A 20210-nucleotide genomic window follows, 5' to 3' on the forward strand; every position below is an offset into this window, starting at 1 on the left:
CTGATCTAGCGCCTGGGAATCCACCATGAACGTCTCCGCCTGGTCCATTCGCAACCCGATTCCTGCGGTCATGCTGTTTGTCATGCTGACGCTGGCGGGCTTGTTTTCTTTCAAGTCGATGAAGGTGCAGAACTTCCCCGACCTGGACGTGCCCAACATCACCATTGTGGCCAGCCTGCCTGGCGCTGCGCCGAACCAGCTCGAAAACGACGTGGCGCGCGTGATCGAGAACAGCCTCGCTTCGGTGCAAGGCCTCAAGAACATCTTCACCAAGGTGCAGGACGGAGTGGTCTCCATCACCGCCGAGTTCCGGCTGGAGAAGGGTACGCAGGAGGCGCTGGACGATGTGCGCTCGGCGGTCGCCCGGGTGCGCGGCGATCTGCCGAGCGACATGCAAGAGCCCATCATCAACAAACTGGAGCTCGCGGGCGGGGCTGTGCTGGCCTACACCGTGGCCTCGGACAAGATGGACGAAGAGGCGCTGTCCTGGTTTGTGGACAACGACGTGTCCAAGCTGCTGCTGTCGGTGCGCGGCGTGGGTGCGGTCAACCGGGTCGGTGGTGTGGACCGCGAGGTGCAGATCCAGCTCGACCCGCTCAAGTTGCAGGCGCTGGGCACCACCGCGGCCGACATCTCGCGCCAGCTGGCGCGGGTGCAGATCGAGAGCGCCGGAGGCGTGGCCGACATCGGCGGCAGCCAACAGCCGCTGCGCACTGTCTCAGCGCTGAAATCCGCCGATGAACTGGCGCGCATGGAGATCGCCCTGTCGGACGGGCGCAGCATCCGACTCGATCAGATCGCGAAGATCGAAGACACGGTGGCTGAGCGCACCGCAGCCGCGTTTCTCGACGGTCGGCCGGTGGTGGGCTTCGAGATCGCGCGCAGCCGCGGTGCCAGCGAGATCGAAGTGGGCACGGGCGTGCGCAAGCAGCTGCAAGAGCTGCGCGTTCAGCGGCCTGACCTGCAGATCACCGAGTCGTTCGACTTCGTGACGCCGGTGCAGGAAGAGTTTGACGGCTCGATGATCCTGCTCTACGAGGGCGCCATCCTCGCGGTGCTGGTGGTGTGGCTGTTCCTGCGCGACTTCCGCGCCACCATCGTCTCAGCAGTGGCCTTGCCCTTGTCCGCCATCCCGGCCTTCATCGGCATGCACTACCTGGGCTTCACCATCAACGTGGTGACGCTGCTGGCGCTCTCGCTGGTGATCGGCATCCTGGTGGACGACGCCATCGTGGAGGTGGAGAACACGGTGCGTCACATGCGCATGGGCAAGACGCCGTACCAGGCGGCGATGGAGGCGTCGGACGAGATCGGTCTGGCCGTGATCGCCACCACCTTCACCCTGATCGCGGTGTTTTTGCCCACGGCGTTCATGTCGGGCATTCCAGGCAAATTTTTCAAGCAATTCGGCTGGACGGCATCGCTCGCGGTGTTTGCCTCGCTGATCGTGGCGCGCGCGCTCACGCCCATGATGGCGGCTTACATCCTGCGGCCGTTTGTGCTGACCGAAGACCGGCCAGCCTGGGCCAAGAAGAATGCGCTGCTGGGCGGCTTGTGGGCCTGGGCGCATCCGCAGGAAGAGCCGAAATGGCTCGACACCTACCAGGGCTGGGCCGGCTGGTGCGTGCGCCACCGGTGGATCACCATGGCCTTTGCGGCGGCGTTTTTTGTCGGCTCGGTGATGCTGATTCCCTTGCTGCCGCAAGGCTTCATCCCGCCAGACGACAACTCGCAGACCCAGGTGTACATCGAGCTACCCCCAGGCAGCACGCTGCAGCAGACGGTGCAGACCGCCGAGCGCGCGCGGCAACTGGTCGCTGCGGTGAAGCATGTGAAGTCGGTCTACACCACCATCGGCTCAGGCTCGGCGGGCAGCGACCCGTTTGCGCCGCAGGGCGCGGTGGAGTCGCGCAAGGCGGCGCTCACCATCCAGCTCGATGCGCGAGGCGAGCGACCGCGCAAACAGGTAATCGAAAACCAGTTGCGCGATGCCATGAGCAACCTGCCCGGCGTGCGCAGCAAGGTCGGCCTGGGAGGGTCAGGCGAAAAATACGTGCTCACCCTGACCGGTAATGACGCGGCGGCGCTGAGCACCGCGGCCAACGCCATCGAGCGAGAGCTGCGCACCATTGGCGGCGTGGGCAGCATCCAGAGCAGCGCTGCGCTGGTGCGCACCGAAATCATCGTCAAGCCCGATCTGGCGCGCGCCGCCGAGCTCGGCGTGACCAGCAGCGCCATCGCCGAAACCCTGCGCATTGCGACCGTGGGCGACTACAACAGCGCGCTGCCCAAGATGAATCTGCCGCAGCGGCAGATTCCCATCGTGGTCAAGCTGGACGCCGCTGCACGCGAAGACCTGGCGGTGCTGGAGCGCCTGACCGTGCCCGGCACGCGCGGACCAGTCATGATCGGTCAGGTGGCCACGCTGGAATTCGGCGGCGGCCCGGCCGTGATCGACCGCTTCAACCGTGCGCGCAACATCAACTTCGAGGTCGAACTCGCCGGTATCGCGCTGGGCGACATCAAGACCCAGGTGGAGGCGCTGCCCAGCGTGAACAACCTGCCGGCGGGCGTGAAGGTGCTGGAGCTGGGCGATGCGGAAGTGCAGAGCGAGCTGTTCGCCAGCTTCGGTCTGGCCATGCTCACGGGTGTGCTCTGCATCTACATCGTGCTGGTGCTGCTGTTCAAGGCCTTCCTGCACCCGTTCACCATCCTGGCGGCGCTGCCACTGTCACTGGGTGGCGCCTTTGTGGCGCTGCTGCTGGCCGACAAGGCGTTTTCCATGCCTTCGCTCATCGGTCTGATCATGCTCATGGGCATCGCCACCAAAAACTCCATCCTGCTGGTGGAATACGCCATCGAGGCCCGTCGGATACACGGCCTCAACCGCTTCGATGCGCTCATGGACGCCTGCCACAAGCGCGCCCGCCCCATCGTCATGACCACCATCGCCATGGGTGCGGGCATGTTGCCGATCGCGGTGGGTTGGGGCGCGGCCGACAGCAGCTTCCGCTCGCCCATGGCCTGGGCGGTGATTGGTGGCCTGATCACCTCCACCTTCCTGAGCCTGCTGGTGATCCCGGCCGTGTTCACCGTGGTGGACGATGTGGCAATCTTCTTCAACAAGCTGTTGCGGCGACCAGCCGAATCGGCGCGGCCTGCGATGGTCGAGCAGCAGGCCTGAGGGCGCAGCTGCTGTATTGCGCGCTCAGCTCTCCAGCGCCTTCAGCAGCTCGGTCTCGATCTCGATCTGGCGCTTGTTGACCTGCAGCTGGGGTCCGCTGATGAGGAAGGTGTCTTCCACGCGTTCGCCCAGCGTGCTGATCTTGGCGAGTTCGACGCTCACATGGTGCTCGGCGAGCACGCGCGAGATGCAGTAAAGCAGGCCGTTGCGGTCGCTCGCCGAGACGCTGAGCAGCCAGCGCTGAGCCTTGTCGTCCGGCCGCAGGTCGACCCGAGGGGTGACGGGGAAGTGTTTGACGCGGCGCGAAAGCCGGCCTTTGCTGGGTACGGGCAGCGGGCCCCGGCTGTCGATGGCTTTGGCCAGATCGTTCTCCACCATACCGGTGAGCTCGCGGTAATGGTCCGAGAGCGTGGGCGCCACAACCTGAAAGGTGTCCATGGCGTGCCCGTCGCGGGTCGTGTGCACGCGGGCGTCCAGGATGTTGAAGTCCGACTCATCGAAGTAGCCGCAGATGCGCGCAAACAGGTCACTCTGGTCCGAGGCGTAGACCATGATCTGCAGACCGCCTGCTTCCGGCGAGACACGGGCACGAACGACGGATTTTTCGTTCTGGGGCGCCGACTCCGGTGCGCCGGGCAGGGCGGCGGCGGCGGCAGCGGCACGCTGCTGCGTCGCTTGCTGCGCCAGCGCGCGGGTCAGAACGCGGGTGTGCCAGGCGATTTCGTCGGCCTGGTGGCGCATGAAGTAGCTCACGTCCAGCGTCGCCCACAGCTTTTCGTGCGCCATGTGGGGCAGGGCGTGCAGCGCCAGCAGGGTGAGGGCTTCGCGCTTGCGCGCTTCGACCACGGCGTCCGGGTCGGGAGCCCGACCACCCAACGCACGCAGGGTATAGCGGTACAGGTCTTCGAGCAGCTTGCCTTTCCAGGTGTTCCAGACCTTGGGGCTGGTGCCACGGATGTCGGCCACGGTGAGCAGGTACAGGGCGGTGAGGTATCGCTCATTGCCCACGCGGCGGGCAAATGCGCCGATCACGTCCGGGTCGCTCAGGTCGGCTTTTTGAGCGATGCGGCTCATGGCCAAGTGCTCGGCCACCAGAAACTCGATCAGCTGGGTGTCTTCTCTGAGGATGCCGTGCTGACGGCAGAACACCCGCACATCCTGCGCGCCCAACTCGGAATGATCCCCGCCGCGGCCCTTGGCGATGTCGTGAAACAGCGCGGCGATGTACAGAATCCAGGGTTTGTCCCAGCCGGCCGCCAGCTGCGAGCAGAACGGGTATTCGTGCGAATGCTCGGGTATGAAAAAACGGCGCACATTGCGCAAGACCATCAGGATGTGCTGGTCCACGGTGTAGACGTGAAACAGGTCGTGCTGCATCTGGCCCACGATGTGACGGAACACCCAGAGGTAGCGCCCCAGCACCGAGGTTTCGTTCATCAGCCGAATGGCGTGGGTGATGCCGTCTGACTCTTTCAGGATGGAGAGGAACGTGGCGCGGTTGACCGGGTCGGCGCGGAACGCCGCGTTCATGATCGGTCGGGCGTTGTAGAGCGCGCGAAGCGTGCGCGCCGACAGCGCCTTGATGCCCACCGTGGTCTGATAAAGCAGAAAGGTTTCGAGAATTGCGTGGGGCTGCTGCTCGTAGAGGTCGTCGCTGGCGATCTCCAGTGTGCCGCCCTTGTCGAAAAAACGCTCGTTGATCGGCCGCAGTCGGTCGATCATCATGGCTTCGCTGTTGAGCCGCTCCCGGATGTTGAGCATCAGGATCTGGTTGAGCTGGGTCACGGCCTTGGCCGCCCAGTAGTAGCGGCGCATCAGCAGCTCGCTGGCGCGGCGCACACCCTTGGCGCTGGGCGGGGTGGGGGCGTGGTTCGGGCCGTCGCCGGTGGGCACTTCCATCGGCGGCGTGTGGGCCTTGAAGCCGAACGACTCCGCCACCGCCGTCTGCAGGTCGAACACCAGTCGGTCTTCGCGCCGCTTGGCCAGCAGGTGAAGGCGAGCCCGGATCAGACTCAGCATGGCCTCGTTGGCCTTGATCTGGCGCGCCTCCAGCGGCGTGGCCAGGCCCTTGCGCGCCAGCTCGTCCCAGCTGCGGCCGTAGCCCGCTGCCTTGGCCACCCAGAGGATGATCTGCAGGTCGCGCAAGCCACCGGGTGACTCCTTGCAGTTGGGCTCCAGCGCGTAAGGCGTGTTCTCAAACTTGTTGTGGCGCTGCCGCATCTCCAGGCTCTTGGCCACGAAAAAAGCCCGCGGGTCCATCGCCTCGTGCAGCAGGCGGACCAGGCGGTCAAACAGGGGCTTGTTGCCGCGGATCAGCCGGCATTCCAGCAGCGAGGTCTGCACCGTCACGTCCTTGGCGGCTTCGGTCAGGCAATCTTCGATGGTTCGCACACTCGAGCCGATCTCCAGCCCCACGTCCCAGCACGCGCCGATGAACACCTCCAGCCGGCGCTTGAGCACCTCATCGTCCTCGGGCTTCATGCCGTCGGGCATCAGCACCAGCACATCCACATCGGAATAGGGGAAAAGCTCGCCGCGGCCGTAGCCTCCGACCGCGAGCAGCGCGTAGGTGGTCTTGAATCCGGCGTGGTACCAGAGAGTGCGCAGGGTCTGGTCGGTCAGTTTGGCCAGTTGGCGCAAGGCGCGTCGCATGCCGCGCGCCGAGGCGCTGGCCTCGCCCAGTTCCTCCATGAGCGTGGCCTTGCCATCGCGGTAGCGCTGGCGCAGGACTGCGATGTTCTCGGTGGGCAGAGCCGCAGGGGCGGCGACAGGCTGGTCCACGGGCAAGCGCTCAGGCCGCCACGGCAGACGCAGGGGCGGCGAAGTCGGGCAGCGGCGGGTAGCCATCGGAGAGGGTGAGCACCTCGTAGCCGGTGGGCGTGACCAGCACCGTGTGTTCCCATTGAGCGGACAGGGAGCGGTCTTTGGTGACGATGGTCCAGCCGTCGCCCATCTCCTTGATGTCGCGCTTGCCAGCGTTGATCATGGGTTCGATGGTGAAGGTCATGCCTGGCTTGAGCTCTTCGAGCGTGCCCGGGCGGCCGTAATGGAGCACCTGCGGTTCTTCGTGGAAGCGCTGACCGATGCCATGGCCGCAGAACTCGCGCACCACCGAATAGCCGTTGCCTTCGGCGAAGACCTGGATGGCGTGGCCAATGTCGCCCAGGCGCACACCCGGTTTGACCATGACGATGCCCTTCCACATGGCCTCGTACGTCACCTGGCACAGGCGCTTGGCCGCGATCGAGGCCGACGCATCGCCACCGATCAGGAACATGCGGCTGGTGTCGCCGTACCAGCCGTCCTTGATGACGGTCACGTCCACGTTGACGATGTCACCCTTCTTGAGCACCTTGTCGCCGGGGATGCCGTGGCAGATCACATGGTTGATCGAGGTGCACAGGTGGCCAGGGAAGGGCGGATAGCCGCTGGGCTGGTAGCCGATCGTGGCCGAGGTGGTGCCCTGTTCCTTCATGAATGCCGCCGCCCACTGGTCAATCTGCAGCGTGGTCACGCCTGGCTGGATCAGCGGCGTGAGATGGTCCAGCACTTCGGACGCCAGCCGGCCAGCCAGCCGCATGCCGGCCACGCCCGCTTCGTCTTTGTAGGTGATGCTCATAGCGTCGAATTATCCCACCCATGCCCGATCCGGGGTGCTGCCCGGGCGGAGACCGCAGACCCTGGCCGGATAAAATCGCAGGTTTCCACCCTCTCCCGAACCTAGGCCACCCGCCGTGACCCTGCACCTGCGTTTTTTTGAGGGCGGCAACGCGCTCAGCGACTTCAAAGTCCAGCAACTGCTGAGCCGCCTGGCGGCCTTGCCCACGCCGGGCCTCGACAAGATCACCGGCCTCTCAGCCCGTTTTGTGCACCTCGCCGCGTTCGACGTCGAGCCTGATGCGCGCGCGCTGGAGCGGCTGGGTCAACTGATGACCTACGGCGAACCGGTGCTGCCTGCCCATGAAGCGGCCACCAAGGCCGCTGCTCCGGTGCTGCTGGTGATGCCGCGCCTGGGCACGGTATCGCCCTGGGCCTCCAAAGCCACTGACATCGCGCACAACTGTGGTCTGGCGCTGCACCGGGTGGAGCGGCTGGTGGAATATCGCATCACGCTCAAGGCCGGGCTGCTCGCCAAGGCCACCCTCAAGCCCGAGCAATTGCGTGACGTGGCCGACCTGCTGCACGACCGCATGACCGAAGCCGTCACCACCGAACGCAGCCAGACTGAGGCGCTGTTCACCGAGCTGCATCCAGCGCCCATGGCGCATGTGGATGTACTGGGCGGCGGCAAGGCGGCGCTTGAGACCGCCAACACGTCATGGGGCCTGGCGCTGGCGGACGACGAGATCGAGTACCTGGTGAACGCCTTCACCGGCCTGAAGCGCAACCCCACCGACGTGGAGTTGATGATGTTCGCGCAGGCCAACAGCGAGCATTGCCGCCACAAGATATTCAACGCTCAGTTCACCATCGACGGCGCGCTGCAGGACAAAACGCTGTTTGGCATGATCCGCCACACCCACCAGACCGCGCCGCAGCACACCATCGTGGCGTACTCCGACAATGCTTCCATCATGGAAGGCAGCGCGGTGGAACGATTCGTGGCGCGAGCCGGGCAGGGCAACACCTCGGCATCGCCCGCGTACGGCGCCGAGCCCGCCACCCACCACATCCTGATGAAGGTGGAAACGCACAACCACCCCACCGCCATTTCGCCATTCCCCGGTGCGGCCACCGGCGCGGGTGGCGAGATCCGCGATGAAGGTGCCACCGGTCGCGGCTCCAAGCCCAAGGCCGGCCTGACCGGCTTCACCGTCTCCAAGCTCTGGGGCGGCCTGAGCGACCAGCCGGGCGGCAAGCCCGAGCACATCGCCAGCCCGCTGCAGATCATGACCGAGGGGCCGCTGGGCGGCGCGGCGTTCAACAACGAGTTTGGCCGGCCCAACCTGCTGGGCTACTTCCGCGAGTACGAGCAGGCCGTCACCGGCGTCATGCGGGGGTACCACAAACCCATCATGATTGCGGGCGGCCTGGGCGTGATCGACTCTACCCAGACGAAAAAAATCGATTTCCCCGCCGGCTCGCTGCTCATCCAGCTTGGCGGCCCGGGCATGAAGATCGGCATGGGCGGCGGCGCGGCCAGTTCCATGGCCAGCGGCACCAACGCCGCCTCGCTGGACTTCGACTCGGTGCAGCGCGGCAACCCTGAGATCGAACGTCGGGCGCAGGAGGTCATCAACCACTGCTGGGCGCAGGGGGAAAAGAACCCGGTGCTGTTCATCCACGACGTCGGCGCGGGCGGCTTGTCCAACGCCTTTCCCGAGCTGGTCAACGATGCCGGGCGCGGTGCGCGCTTCGACCTCAACGCCGTGCCGCTGGAAGAAAGCGGCCTGGCACCCAAGGAAATCTGGTGCAACGAAAGTCAGGAACGCTACGTGCTGGCAATCGCGCCCGAGTCGCTGCCGCAATTCAAGGCCTTCTGCGAGCGCGAGCGCTGCCCGTTTGCGGTGGTCGGCGTGGCGACCGAAGAGCGGCATTTGACGCTGTTTGACGAAGGCAAGGAACCACCGGTCGATATGCCCATGGATGTTCTTTTGGGCAAGCCGCCCAAGATGCACCGCGACGTCAAAACGGTGGTGCGAAAGGCCGTGCCCATGGACCTCACGGGTGTTGAGCTTCAGCAGGCCGTGATCGACGTGCTCAGCCATCCCACGGTGGCTTCCAAGCGGTTTCTCATCACCATTGGCGACCGTACCGTGGGAGGTTTGAGCCACCGCGACCAGATGGTCGGTCCCTGGCAGGTGCCGGTAGCGGATTGCGCCGTCACCCTGGCCGACTTTGCGGGCTTTGCAGGTGAGGCCATGAGCATGGGCGAGCGCACGCCGCTGGCCGCGCTGCAGGCCCCGGCCTCTGGCCGCATGGCGGTGGCCGAAGCCATCACCAACCTGCTGGCCGCACCCATCGAGCTCTCGCGCGTCAAGCTCAGCGCTAACTGGATGGCGGCTTGCGGCGAGCCGGGCGAAGACGCCGCGCTGTTCGAGACGGTGAAGGCCGTCGGCATGGAGCTGTGCCCGGCGCTGGGCATATCCATCCCCGTGGGCAAGGACAGCCTGTCGATGCGCACGCAGTGGGCCGACGGTGAAGAACAGCACAAGGTGACCTCGCCGGTCAGCCTGATCGTGAGCGGTTTTGCCACCCTGGCCGACGTGCGCGGCACGCTCACGCCCCAGCTCAGCACCGAGGTGGGCGACACCACGCTGATCCTGATCGACCTCGGCCAAGGCCAGCACCGGCTGGCCGGCAGCATCCTCGGCCAGACGCTCAACCAGCCGGGCTGCCCGGTGCAGGACGGGGTGCCCGATCTGGACGACCCGCAGGCCCTGGTGCGCCTGGTCGATGCCATCAACACGCTGCGCGTCCAAGGCCGCATCCTAGCCTACCACGACCGCAGCGACGGCGGCCTGCTCGCCACCGTGGCAGAAATGGCGTTTGCCGGCCACGTGGGCGTGTCCATCAACGTCGATCTGCTGGTCACCGAGGGCGACGGCATTTCCGACAGCCGCGCCGAGTACGGTGACGCCAAGAACTGGAGCAAGCAGGTCAGCGCCCGGCGCGAAGAACTCACGCTCAAGGCCTTGTTTAGCGAAGAGCTGGGCGTGGTGATCCAGGTGAAAACCGAAGATCGCAACGCGGTGATGCAAACCCTGCGCGAACACGGCCTGTCCAAACACAGCCATTTCGTCGGCAAAACCCACCCGGTTGAGTCGCCCATCGACGCGGGCAAGGGCCAGCTGCAGGTCTGGCGCGACGCCAAGGCCGTTTTCAGCGCCAACCTGTTCGATCTGCACCAGGTCTGGGACAGCGTGAGCTGGAAGATCAACCAGCAGCGCGACAACCCGGCCTGCGCCGAAGCCGAGCACGCCGCCGCGGGCCTGCCCGACGACCCGGGCCTTCACCTGTCGCTGAGTTTCGACCCGACCGAGGATGTGGCCGCGCCGTTCCTCAACCTGGCTCGTCCCAAAGTCGCGATCCTGCGCGAGCAGGGCGTGAACTCTCATGTGGAAATGGCCTACGCCTTCACCCAGGCCGGGTTCGAGGCGTTTGACGTGCACATGACCGACCTGCAGATGGGACGCGCCCACCTGAGCCATTTCCAGGGCTTGGTGGCATGTGGCGGGTTCAGCTATGGCGACACGCTGGGCGCCGGCATTGGCTGGGCTCGCAGCATCACCTTCAACGACGTGCTGGCCGACCAGTTCCGCGACTTTTTCAAGCGCAACAACACCTTTGGCCTGGGCGTGTGCAATGGTTGTCAGATGTTTGCCGAACTGGCCGACATCATCCCCGGCGCAGACGCCTGGCCGCGCTTCACCACCAACCAGAGCGAGCGTTTCGAAGCCCGCCACTCTCTGGTGGAGGTGCTGGAATCGCCCAGCCTGTTCCTGCAAGGCATGGCGGGTAGCCGCCTGCCGATCGCGGTGGCACACGGCGAGGGTTATGCCAACTTCAAGCATCGCGGCGACCCGGCCAAGGCCATCGCCGCCATGCGCTTCGTGGACCACCATGGCGCGGCCACCGAGCAGTACCCGTTCAATCCCAACGGCAGTCCGGGTGGCCTCACTGCCGTCACCACGGCGGACGGCCGCTTCACCGCCATGATGCCGCACCCCGAGCGGGTGTTCCGCAATCTGCAGATGAGCTGGACCAGCGGCGACCCTGCTGCCGCCAGTCCGTGGATGCGCATCTGGCGCAATGCGCGCAAGTGGGTGGGCTGACGCCTCTGCTGCTCATTCTTTTGCGAGACCCTCTCCATGGCCGCTACCAGTCTTCTCGCCCTCATTGACGACATCGCCACGCTGCTGGACGACGTGGCGGTGATGACCAAAGTGGCGGCTCGCCAGGGCGTGGCTGCTGCCGACGATGTGGCGGCCTTGACGCAGGTCGCGGCGAAGAAAACGGCTGGCGTGCTGGGTGATGATCTGGCGCTCAACGCCCAGCAGGTCACTGGCGTGCGCGCCGATCGCGAGCTGCCTGTGGTTTGGGCGGTGGCCAAGGGCTCTTTGCGCAACAAGGCAATTTTGGTACCGGCGGCGCTGGCCATCAGCGCGGTGGCGCCCTGGGTGATCACGCCGCTGCTCATGCTCGGTGGCCTCTACCTGTGTTTTGAGGGTGCTGAAAAGGTGTTACACGCGTTCTTCCACCAGAAGGAAGAGGACCTGGCCAAACGCGCCAATCGGCTGGCGGCTTTGGCCGACAAGCAGGTGGACCTGGTGGCTTTCGAGAAGGACAAGATCAAAGGTGCGGTGCGCACCGACTTCATCCTTTCGGCCGAAGTCATCGTCATCACCCTGGGTACGGTCGCCGCTGCCAGCTTTGAACGGCAGCTGGCGGTGCTGGTGGGCATTTCGGTGTTGATCACCGTGGGCGTCTATGGCCTGGTGGCCGGTATCGTCAAGCTCGATGACGCTGGCCTGCACCTCAGCGAGCAAGCCGCGAGCTGGAAGCAGTCGCTGGGCCGTGCCATCCTGATCGCCGCGCCCTGGCTCATGAAAACGCTCTCGATCGTGGGCACTGCCGCGATGTTTCTCGTGGGCGGCGGCATCCTGGTGCACGGTGTGCCCGCCCTGGGTCACGGCATCGAGGCTGCCATGGCCCCGCTGGGCTGGCTGGGTGCGCTGTTGTCCAGCGTCGCCGGAGCCCTTGCGGGCCTGGCCGCGGGAGTGGCGGTGGTTGGCATCCTCGGCCTCATCAAGCGAATGCGGTCTTCTGTGACGCCCATGGGTCACTGAGCCTGCGGGGGGCACTGGTCTCAGTTCTACCCATATCGACCTCCCGCCAGGGTTGCACCCTGCTCGGGGATGCTTCATCATGGTCCGCAGAAGCATCTGCCTTGTGATTGCCGGTTTCCTTCGAAACCTCTTGGCGTTCACGGTGAGACACCGTCTTAGGGTGGTGATGGGGAGACTGGTCGGTGATGGATGGCATTTTTATCAGCTACCGGCGCGACGATTCGGCGGGCTACGCCGGACGCCTGTACGACCGCTTGGCTGCGTACTTCGGTCCCGAGCGCGTCTTCATGGATGTCGAAGGCATCGAGCCCGGGCTTGATTTCGTCGAAGCCATCGAGGCCGCAGTGGACTCGTGCCGGGTGCTCATCGTCATCATCGGCGACGAATGGACCCACGGCACCGATGCGGCTGGCCGGCGGCGACTCGACGATCCCAACGATTTCATTCGGCTGGAAACCGGCACGGCCCTCAAGCGCAAGATCCGCGTGGTGCCCGTTCTGGTTGGAGGCGCGGTCATGCCACTGGCCGCGGAGTTGCCCGAAGAGCTCAAGACCCTGACCCGGCGTCAGGCGATCGAAATCAGCCACAAGCAATGGGACGCTTCGTCTGCAGAACTGATTCGCACGCTGGAGGGCATTCTGGACAGAGCCGCGCCACAGCTTGAACCCGCGCCCAAATTGAATGAACCGGCTCTGATTGCACCTGAGACTGCAGCGGCATCCGCTGCGTCGATTTCTACGGCTCCCGTGCTGGCGGCGACACCTGAAAGTGCCGGAGGGGGAAAGAAGACCAGTCAGCGGTGGATCATGGTCGGCGCTCTGGGTGCCGTGGCTGCAGTGGGCATAGCCGGACTGGGCTGGTGGGCAAGCAAGGGCACCGACCCACCTCAGATCGACACTTCTCTTCCGGCGACAGACCGAAGGGACTTGCAACCAGCAGATGCGCCTGTGGTCGTTGTCGAAGCTGCGCCAGGGCCTCCCTCCGAGGTGGCGCCCAAAGACCCGCCTGCCCCAGCCCAGACACCCGTACCCTCACCAAAACCTGCTCCTGCCCCACCTCCTGCAGCTCCATCACCATCACCAGCTCCAGCGACCCCACCAGTTGTGGCGCCCACGCCGGCACCCCGACCGGCACCCTTGATCGGCGAATTTAAGGCCGAAGCGATATCGGGGCGCGCACGGCTGTGCTACCGCGTCACCCATGCCGACAGCCTGACCTTGTCGCCACGGCCGGGTGAACTGGAAAAAGCCGATCAGGATTGCGTCACGGTGCCTCTTGATGCGCCCACCGTGTTCACCTTGACCGCGCGATCAGGCAGCAAGACCATCCGCCAGCGACTGGCGGTGGTGCCGCCGCGCCAGGCAAAGTCGCCCGACGCGGCACCGCCTGCTGCAGCGCCTGCGCCTGTCCTTGCCACGGCACCTGCACCTGCACCCGTTGCACCCAGCGTGGCGTCGCCGCTTCCGTTGAAAGGTGAGCGCTGGACCTACCGTTCAAGTGGCAAGTGGCCCACCAGTCCGAAACGGCGTTTTGAGGTGGTGGTGCAGGCGGTGGCTGGGGATGTGGTCACCGATGCCTTGAACGTGCTGGAGCCCACGACTGGCGCTGAACTGAAGCGTTCGCGTGGCGGCAAGCCGGACTTCATTGCCTGGGACCTCATCGGGCAGGAGTTCAGCCCCTATTTCGGCGCCTTTGTGCAGCTGGCGCAGCAAGCTTCTCTCAGCGGCCTGCCCACGCCCAGTCTGGACACGGCGTGGTCGGGCTGGAGTTCCCAGGCCAAGGTGCTGGGTCAGGAGTCCGTGAGCGTGCCAGCTGGCAGCTTTCAAGCGTACAAGGTCGAAGTCTGGAGCAGCCGAGCCCAAACCGGCACCTCGGCCACAGCCCAGATCGAGCCGGTGCGCGTGCACTACCTGATCTGGTACGCACCAGACATGAAGCGTTATGTGCGCATGCAACGCCGCGTGACCTCGGCCAACGGCAGCGAAAGTGAAAAGGACCTGTTTGAGCTGCTGGCGCATCGGGCGCCGTGAGGCGGCTAGCGGTTGACATGGGTCAAGACGTTTGCCATTGTGAAACCTAGACTGTCTCCCTGTGGGGGCATGCCCAATTGGGGTCTGCTGCCTGCGTGAAACGGAACAACCATGGCCCTATCCACCACCCCAGCTGCTCCCACTGACGACGGCGCCCCCATAGCCAGCTTCTCGAATTGTCATGAGGGCATTCTCAAGAAGCTCCACACCTTGGGCGAGTTGCCGGCGTTGCTGGAGCCAGCTGCCCGGGCCCGACAAATTGCGGAAGAGGCGCTGGAGTTCTTCCGAGAAGCCATCTTCGAGCACCACCTAGAAGAAGAGCGCGAGCTGTTCCCGGCTGTGATCGCGAGCGCCCAGCCCGGCGATGAGCTGACCCGCGTGAAAGCCATGACGCAACGGCTGACCGACGAACACCGGCGCGTGGAAGCGCTCTGGAAAACGCTGGAAAGCGGCTTGAAGCGCGTGGCCAAGGGACAGGGAACCGATCTCAACATCGCCGACCTGCAACGCCTGGTGGCTGAATACAAGGCCCACGCCGGCTATGAGGAAGCCGAATTCCTGCCTCTCTCCGAAACCATCCTCAGCCGCAACAGCAACCACATGGCGGCGCTCGGTATGTCGCTGCACATGCGGCATGCCAAGCCGGTCAACGCCTACATCTGACTCCCGCAGGAGCTGCCACCCCATGATCGTGACCACCACCCCCAGCGTCGAAGGCAAGCGCATCACGAAGTACCACGGCGTGGTGGCAGGCGAAGCCATCCTCGGCGCCAACCTGTTCAAGGATCTGTTTGCCGGCATCCGCGACCTGGTCGGCGGGCGCTCAGCCACCTACGAGCGCGAGCTGCAAAAGGCGCGCGACATCGCGATTGCCGAGTTACAGCAACGCGCCCAGGAGCTGGGAGCTAACGCCGTGGTGGGCGTGGACCTGGACTACGAAGTGCTCGGCCAGGGCAACGGCATGCTCATGGTCTCGGCCAGCGGCACGGCAGTGGTGGTGGAGTAGCCGGGCGCACCCCCTGCCACGAATCTCCAGCGGTGTCCGGGGCTGCCAGCGCTGGGCTACAGTGCTGGGCCATGACGCTCAAGCCCCAAGACCCTCAGCCCGAACACTGGCGGCACGACGCCGGCACCGGTACGGTCGCCGTGATGACCATCCCCGGCCTGCTGTCCCGCGCCCGCGTCTTCGACGTGGACGCCACCCTGGTGGTGGACGTGCCCGTCCAGCCAGCCGCCGACGCTGCCTGGCTGGAACTCACGGTGGAGTTCGATGGCAAGCGCCAGTGGAGCCGCCGCATCCCGGCCCACAACCCTGGCCAGACTGATGGACTGGAGTACCACCAGCGCGTGCGGCTGGAGGCCGAGCAGGCGTTGCGGGTGAGGGCGGTTGTGAAGGTAAGTGGCGCGAGCGTCCGGCAGCTGCAGGTCGAGGCGCGGGAAGCGCTTTGAAACCGCGCTGGCGGGCCATGGCGGACCCAAAAGAACCAAAAAGTCACACGGCTTGCGCTTGATGAGGAAAGACAGAGCTCAGCTGCTTGCGCAAGCGGCAGCAAGCAAGGATACTGAGTTAAATGACGTTACAGCACGAGCAGGCGAAAGGCCCACTCGAGATCGACCAGCTGGCCGAGTTCGTGCCGGGAGCACTGTTTCGTTACCGCGTGCTGCCCGACGGCACGGACCGGGTCGAGCACATGAGCAGCGGCTGTGTGGATATCTGGGAGATCGAAGCTGCGGACCTAGTGATGGACGCAAGCCCCATGTGGGGCATGGTCGATGCGCACGATTTGCCAGCCATGGCCGCTTCCGTGGCCGATTCCGCCAAGCACGGGACGGACTGGTCTTTCCAGTGGCGCATCACCACGCCATCCGGGCGCCGCAAATGGTTGCACGGGGTGGGTAGACCGAAGCCACAGTCCGACGGCAGCATCCTGTGGCATTCGTTCATTCTGGATGTGTCTAACAGCCAGCAGGCGCAAGAGAATCTGCGCAAAAGCGAAGACCGCTTCCGGCAACTGATCGACGGCATTCCCAACGTGGCGGTGCAGGGCTACGACGCCAACCTGGTGTGCCGCTTCTGGAACCACGCGTCCGAGTGCCTTTACGGTTTCAGTGCGCAGGAAGCGGTCGGAGCCAGTTTGCTGGACCTCATCATTCCGCCGCCGATGCACGCCGACGTGGTGGCCGCCACGGAGCAGATGGTCGCCAGCGGCCAGGCGATTCCCGCGGGGGAACTGACGCTGCAGCGCAAGGATGGCAGCGCCGTCTCGGTGTACTCCAGCCATGTGCTGCTGCAGCGAGACGGCCAAACACCCGAGTTCTTCTGTATCGATTACGACCTGTCTGAGCGCAAGACCGCTGAAGACGCCCGTCTGCACCTGCTCTCGCAGTTGCGCGAGTCGCAGAAGATGGAAGCGCTGGGTACCCTCGCCGGTGGTGTGGCGCACGATTTCAACAACATCGTGGCGGCCATCCTGGGCAACGTGGAACTCGGACTGGACGACGTGCCCGAGAGCAACCCAGCGCGCACCAGCCTGTATGAAATTCGCAAGGCCGGACGGCGGGCGCGCGATCTGGTTCAGCAGATCCTGGCCTTCAGCCGTCGGCAGGACAGCACCCGACAACCCACCTGCCTGCGCGCTGTGCTCGAAGAGGCGCACGATCTGCTGCGCGCCACCCTGCCGGCCGATGTGTCACTGCAGCTGATGGTGGACCCGACCCTGCCTGCGGTGATGGCCAACGCCACGCAGATCGAGCAGGTGGTGCTGAACCTGGCGAACAATGCGGTGCAGGCGGTGCAGGGCCAAGCTGGCGCGGCCGTCCGACTGCAGCTGGAACGCATCGAACAGCCCGATGCGCTCAAGGGGGGCGACGAGCTGGAAGCACTGCCACCGCTCGCGATCTGGACCGGCGTAGGCGTGCGCCTGTCGGTGATCGACAACGGGAGCGGTATGCTGCCCGAGACGCTCGCTCGCGTGTTCGAGCCTTTCTTCACCACCAAGGCGCCCGGCGCCGGCACCGGGCTGGGCCTGGCGGTGGTTCATGGCATCCTGCGCGAGCACGGCGCGACCCTGCGGGTGCGCAGCGAGCTCGGTGCGGGTACGGTATTCACCGCTGTCTTCCCCGGCCTGACGGATGCGGTGCCCGACGCGCCGCTGGCTGAGCCGCCCAAAGTCGCTGAACCCGCTCAACTGCTTGGTAACGCGCCTGCGCCCCACGTGCTCTACGTCGACGATGACGAAGCCATCACTTTTCTGGTGCGGCGCCTGCTGGAGCGCAACGGTTATCGCGTTAGCGCCTTTACCGACCCGCAGGACGCACTGGGTGCGCTGCGCAAGGCGCCGCTGGACGTGGCGCTGTGCATCACGGATTTCAACATGCCGGGTATGTCCGGGCTGCGGCTGGCGCGTGAGATCAAAGCCCTGCACCCGAACCTGCCGGTGGCCATCGCCTCGGGTTACATCAGCGAGGAACTGCGCCGACAGGCGCCTGCGGCTGGCGTCGACGAGGTGATCTTCAAGCCCGACACGGTCGAGGCACTGTGCGCCGCCATTGAGCGCCTGCTCGAGCGCTGAAACCGGACTCGGCACGGCGCTGGGCAGTCGCAGTATCGTGCCGGATGGCGGCAAGGGCCAGGCTTGCCAGGGCCCATCCTGCTGGTCCGAGAACACTGCAACTGCACTGGCTCCATGCCGGAAGATCAGATCGATGCAGCAGGAGCGAGTCGCCTCGAACGCTGCACCAGAACGACCTCGATCGACCCGGCACCGTGCCGAATGCGGGCCTTCACCAACCTGCGAATGCCGCTGTTCTACCAGCCCATGAAATGGATCGAGCGTGCATCGCACGCCGCCATTGCACATGTAAGCCATACGGGCTGATGCGTGGGCACGGACTGGTCGTCAAGCAGGATTCTGTTCGCGCCGCTACAGGTGCAGACACCGAACCGGTGGATGCGCTGGGCCAGCCGCTGGTGACAGGGTCCGAGGCGTGCAGAATTGCATGCAGATTTGTCCCGGAAAGCACCAATGACCCAAGCCCCCCATCTGACCGAAACCAACCATCCGGAATGGCCGGCCGTGTTGCTGGTACACGGCGCCTGGCACGGCGCCTGGTGCTGGCGGCGGGTGCTGCCTTTGATGCGGGCTCGAGGGGTGGAGACGCACGCCGTCACGCTGAGCGGTGTGGGCGAGCGGGCGCACCTCATGAGGCCAGCGATCGACCTGCACACGCACATCCAGGACGTGATCGGGCTGATCGAGGCCGAGGAGCTGGCGCGGGTGGTGCTGGTGGGCCACAGCTACGGCGGCATCGTGATCACCGGGGTGGCGGACCGCCTGCAGCGCGAGCACCAGCAACGCCTGGCCCACCTGGTGTATCTGGACGCGGTGGTGCCAGAGCCTGGTGAGAGCTGGAGCAGCCGCCACACACCGGAAACGCAACAGGCCCGCATCGACGCGGCGGCGCCCAGCGGTGGTTTGAGTTTTCCGCCGCCCGATGCGGCAGTGTTTGGCCTGGACGGCGCCGACCGCGACTGGGTGAACCGCCGCCAGACGCCGCAGCCCTTCGCGGTGTACCGGCAGCCGCTGCACTTCGACGCGGCGCGCGTGGCGGCCTTGCCGCGCACCTTCATCGACTGCACCGCGCCGGCCTTGCCCACCATCGCGGCCTCGCGCATCCGGGTGCGGCAGGAGCCAGGCTGGCAGGTGCATGAGATGAAAACCGGGCACGATCCCATGGTGAGCGAGCCGCAGGCCCTCGCCGACTTGCTGCTCGGCGTGCACCAGCAGGCCACGCGCTCCGCAGCCACTCAGGAAAAGCGGCTGTGAGTCAGCGCCTGGACCGCATCGACCTGCTGCGGGCGCTGGCCATGGTCTGGATGACGGTCTACCACTTCTGTTTTGACCTCGACCACTTCGGTCTCATCGACCAAGACTTTTACCGCGACCCGTTCTGGACCTGGCAGCGCACGGCCATCGTCAGCCTCTTTCTCTTCACCGCCGGCTTGTCGCAGGCGGTGGCGGTACACCAAGGCCAGAGCTGGTCGCGCTTCTGGAAGCGCTGGGCCCAGGTGGCGGGTGCGGCGCTGCTGGTCACCGCGGGCTCGCTGGTGATGTTTCCGAACAGCTTCATCTACTTTGGCGTGTTGCACGGCATTGCGGTGATGCTGATCGTGGTGCGGCTCACCGCCGGCTGGGGTTTCTGGCTCTGGCCGCTGGGCGCGCTGGCCATCGCCGCCAAGTTCGCCGCGCCGCTGGCCATCGCTGCTGTGCCCGTGCTGGAGGTCTTGAACGGCCCGGCACTCAACTGGCTTGGCCTGATTAGCCGCCTGCCCCGGACCGAAGACTATGTACCGCTGATCCCCTGGCTGGGCGTGATGTGGTGGGGCGTCGCAGCCGGGCGCTGGGCGCTGCAACACCAGCCGCACTGGCTGGGTTCCAGCGACGCCGCAGCTAGCGGCTGGAAGCAGCCCCTGGTGGTGTTGGGGCGTTGGAGCCTGAGCTATTACCTGCTGCATCAGCCGGTGCTCCTGGCTGGGCTGACGTTATGGATGACAACTCGATAGTCGCTGGCTCCAGCGTCGGCAAGTGGATCTCAATCTTGCTGGCCAGATCGTCCAACGCCACTTGCACGGATTGAGCAATCTCTTTTTCACTCACGCTGCCGCGGTACTTGCGCTCACCCTGAGCGAAGATCGCCGTCCCATTGATCGCTATGTGAATATTGGTATAGACCCCGATTTCCCGGCGCATTTTCTCTATGCCATAGATGAACGCCCCAGCCAGCGGCGCCGCGATCAGCCCTCCGGGAACAGACGCGGACGCGGTGAACAACCGTTCCTGATCTACCGAAACACTGGGGTCAAAAATTCGCAGCTCGAACTTGTCCAAGGACACGGATCGACCACTTAGTCTATTCCCTGCGGTTTGCTGCAACCAGGCCCTCATCAGGTCCGCAGGCGGAGGAGATACCTTGTCGTCTCCCAAGATAAACAGCTGATTGCCACTGCCCACGCTTGGGTCAAGCCTGGTTTGCTTCTCTTCGGCAGACCGTTGGTCAACCCAGTTGAACTGCGCAGGCTCGCCAAGGTTGATCCCGATGTTCACCTGCTTGAGGCTTTCTGGTTCCACCGAGGCGCATCCGACCACTGCGACACAGAACACCAGTGAGCTGAGGGTCTTGATCATGAGCTTGGATCTTGAGGATTTG

General features: G+C 65.1%; 14 protein-coding genes. 11 read left to right on the plus strand and 3 right to left on the minus strand.

Annotation, left to right across the window (positions count from 1 at the left end):
• Nucleotides 1-25 precede the first annotated feature (25 nt).
• Nucleotides 26-3184 carry an efflux RND transporter permease subunit gene (locus GPT34_RS02655; protein WP_291009408.1) on the plus strand — a complete coding sequence of 1053 codons (3159 nt, stop codon included), beginning with the start codon at nucleotides 26-28 and terminating at the stop codon, nucleotides 3182-3184.
• 24 nt (nucleotides 3185-3208) lie between these two features.
• On the opposite strand, the gene GPT34_RS02660 is transcribed toward GPT34_RS02655, so the two are convergent.
• On the minus strand, nucleotides 3209-5965 hold the full coding sequence (locus GPT34_RS02660; protein ID WP_291009410.1) for a [protein-PII] uridylyltransferase: 2757 nt from the start codon (nucleotides 5963-5965) through the stop codon (nucleotides 3209-3211).
• A gap of 10 nt (nucleotides 5966-5975) precedes the next feature.
• Nucleotides 5976-6803, minus strand: a complete 828-nt coding sequence (gene map / locus GPT34_RS02665; protein ID WP_291009412.1) for a type I methionyl aminopeptidase — start codon at nucleotides 6801-6803, stop codon at nucleotides 5976-5978.
• A 115-nt stretch (nucleotides 6804-6918) separates the two neighbouring features.
• On the opposite strand from map, the gene purL reads away from it, so the two are divergent.
• The 10 genes from purL (at nucleotide 6919) to GPT34_RS02715 (ending at nucleotide 19566) form a co-directional block, all read left to right on the plus strand.
• Nucleotides 6919-10959, plus strand: coding sequence for a phosphoribosylformylglycinamidine synthase (purL, locus tag GPT34_RS02670; RefSeq protein WP_291009413.1), 4041 nt, complete (start codon nucleotides 6919-6921; stop codon nucleotides 10957-10959).
• A 36-nt stretch (nucleotides 10960-10995) separates the two neighbouring features.
• Nucleotides 10996-11973, plus strand: coding sequence for a DUF808 domain-containing protein (locus tag GPT34_RS02675; RefSeq protein WP_291009415.1), 978 nt, complete (start codon nucleotides 10996-10998; stop codon nucleotides 11971-11973).
• Nucleotides 11974-12158: 185 nt separating this feature from the next.
• Entirely contained in the window at nucleotides 12159-14003 is a 1845-nt protein-coding gene (locus GPT34_RS02680; RefSeq protein ID WP_291009417.1) for a TIR domain-containing protein, read from the plus strand.
• A gap of 111 nt (nucleotides 14004-14114) precedes the next feature.
• Entirely contained in the window at nucleotides 14115-14666 is a 552-nt protein-coding gene (locus tag GPT34_RS02685; RefSeq protein WP_291009419.1) for a hemerythrin domain-containing protein, read from the plus strand.
• 22 nt (nucleotides 14667-14688) lie between these two features.
• Entirely contained in the window at nucleotides 14689-15009 is a 321-nt protein-coding gene (locus tag GPT34_RS02690; protein ID WP_291009421.1) for a heavy metal-binding domain-containing protein, read from the plus strand.
• A 71-nt stretch (nucleotides 15010-15080) separates the two neighbouring features.
• The gene (locus GPT34_RS02695; RefSeq protein ID WP_291009422.1) at nucleotides 15081-15452 is read left to right on the plus strand and encodes a hypothetical protein; all 372 of its coding nucleotides are present in this window, start codon (nucleotides 15081-15083) and stop codon (nucleotides 15450-15452) included.
• Nucleotides 15453-15574: 122 nt separating this feature from the next.
• Nucleotides 15575-17575 (plus strand): PAS domain-containing sensor histidine kinase, encoded by a 2001-nt coding sequence (locus GPT34_RS02700; RefSeq protein WP_291009424.1) that lies wholly within the window; start codon nucleotides 15575-15577, stop codon nucleotides 17573-17575.
• 114 nt (nucleotides 17576-17689) lie between these two features.
• Nucleotides 17690-17881 carry a hypothetical protein gene (locus GPT34_RS02705; protein ID WP_291009426.1) on the plus strand — a complete coding sequence of 64 codons (192 nt, stop codon included), beginning with the start codon at nucleotides 17690-17692 and terminating at the stop codon, nucleotides 17879-17881.
• A 147-nt stretch (nucleotides 17882-18028) separates the two neighbouring features.
• Entirely contained in the window at nucleotides 18029-18829 is an 801-nt protein-coding gene (locus GPT34_RS02710) for an alpha/beta hydrolase (RefSeq protein WP_291009428.1), read from the plus strand.
• Between the two features lie 41 nt (nucleotides 18830-18870).
• Nucleotides 18871-19566: a heparan-alpha-glucosaminide N-acetyltransferase gene (locus GPT34_RS02715; RefSeq protein WP_291009530.1), complete on the plus strand. Its 696-nt coding sequence runs from the start codon at nucleotides 18871-18873 to the stop codon at nucleotides 19564-19566.
• On the opposite strand, the gene GPT34_RS02720 is transcribed toward GPT34_RS02715, so the two are convergent.
• Entirely contained in the window at nucleotides 19454-20188 is a 735-nt protein-coding gene (locus GPT34_RS02720; protein ID WP_291009430.1) for a hypothetical protein, read from the minus strand. The genes GPT34_RS02715 and GPT34_RS02720 overlap by 113 nt on opposite strands.
• Nucleotides 20189-20210 lie beyond the last annotated feature (22 nt).

It is taken from the genome of Hydrogenophaga sp. (genome assembly GCF_011390835.1).
Taxonomy (GTDB): domain Bacteria; phylum Pseudomonadota; class Gammaproteobacteria; order Burkholderiales; family Burkholderiaceae_C; genus Hydrogenophaga.

Coding starts and splice junctions, on each gene's coding strand:
- GPT34_RS02655 (WP_291009408.1), top strand. CDS start 26: ATGAACGTCTCCGCCTGGTCCATTCGCAACCCGATTCCTGCGGTCATG.
- map (WP_291009412.1), bottom strand. CDS start 6,803: ATGAGCATCACCTACAAAGACGAAGCGGGCGTGGCCGGCATGCGGCTG.
- GPT34_RS02675 (WP_291009415.1), top strand. CDS start 10,996: ATGGCCGCTACCAGTCTTCTCGCCCTCATTGACGACATCGCCACGCTG.
- GPT34_RS02680 (WP_291009417.1), top strand. CDS start 12,159: ATGGATGGCATTTTTATCAGCTACCGGCGCGACGATTCGGCGGGCTAC.
- GPT34_RS02685 (WP_291009419.1), top strand. CDS start 14,115: ATGGCCCTATCCACCACCCCAGCTGCTCCCACTGACGACGGCGCCCCC.
- GPT34_RS02690 (WP_291009421.1), top strand. CDS start 14,689: ATGATCGTGACCACCACCCCCAGCGTCGAAGGCAAGCGCATCACGAAG.
- GPT34_RS02695 (WP_291009422.1), top strand. CDS start 15,081: ATGACGCTCAAGCCCCAAGACCCTCAGCCCGAACACTGGCGGCACGAC.
- GPT34_RS02700 (WP_291009424.1), top strand. CDS start 15,575: ATGACGTTACAGCACGAGCAGGCGAAAGGCCCACTCGAGATCGACCAG.
- GPT34_RS02705 (WP_291009426.1), top strand. CDS start 17,690: ATGCCGGAAGATCAGATCGATGCAGCAGGAGCGAGTCGCCTCGAACGC.
- GPT34_RS02710 (WP_291009428.1), top strand. CDS start 18,029: ATGACCCAAGCCCCCCATCTGACCGAAACCAACCATCCGGAATGGCCG.
- GPT34_RS02715 (WP_291009530.1), top strand. CDS start 18,871: ATGGTCTGGATGACGGTCTACCACTTCTGTTTTGACCTCGACCACTTC.
- GPT34_RS02720 (WP_291009430.1), bottom strand. CDS start 20,188: ATGATCAAGACCCTCAGCTCACTGGTGTTCTGTGTCGCAGTGGTCGGA.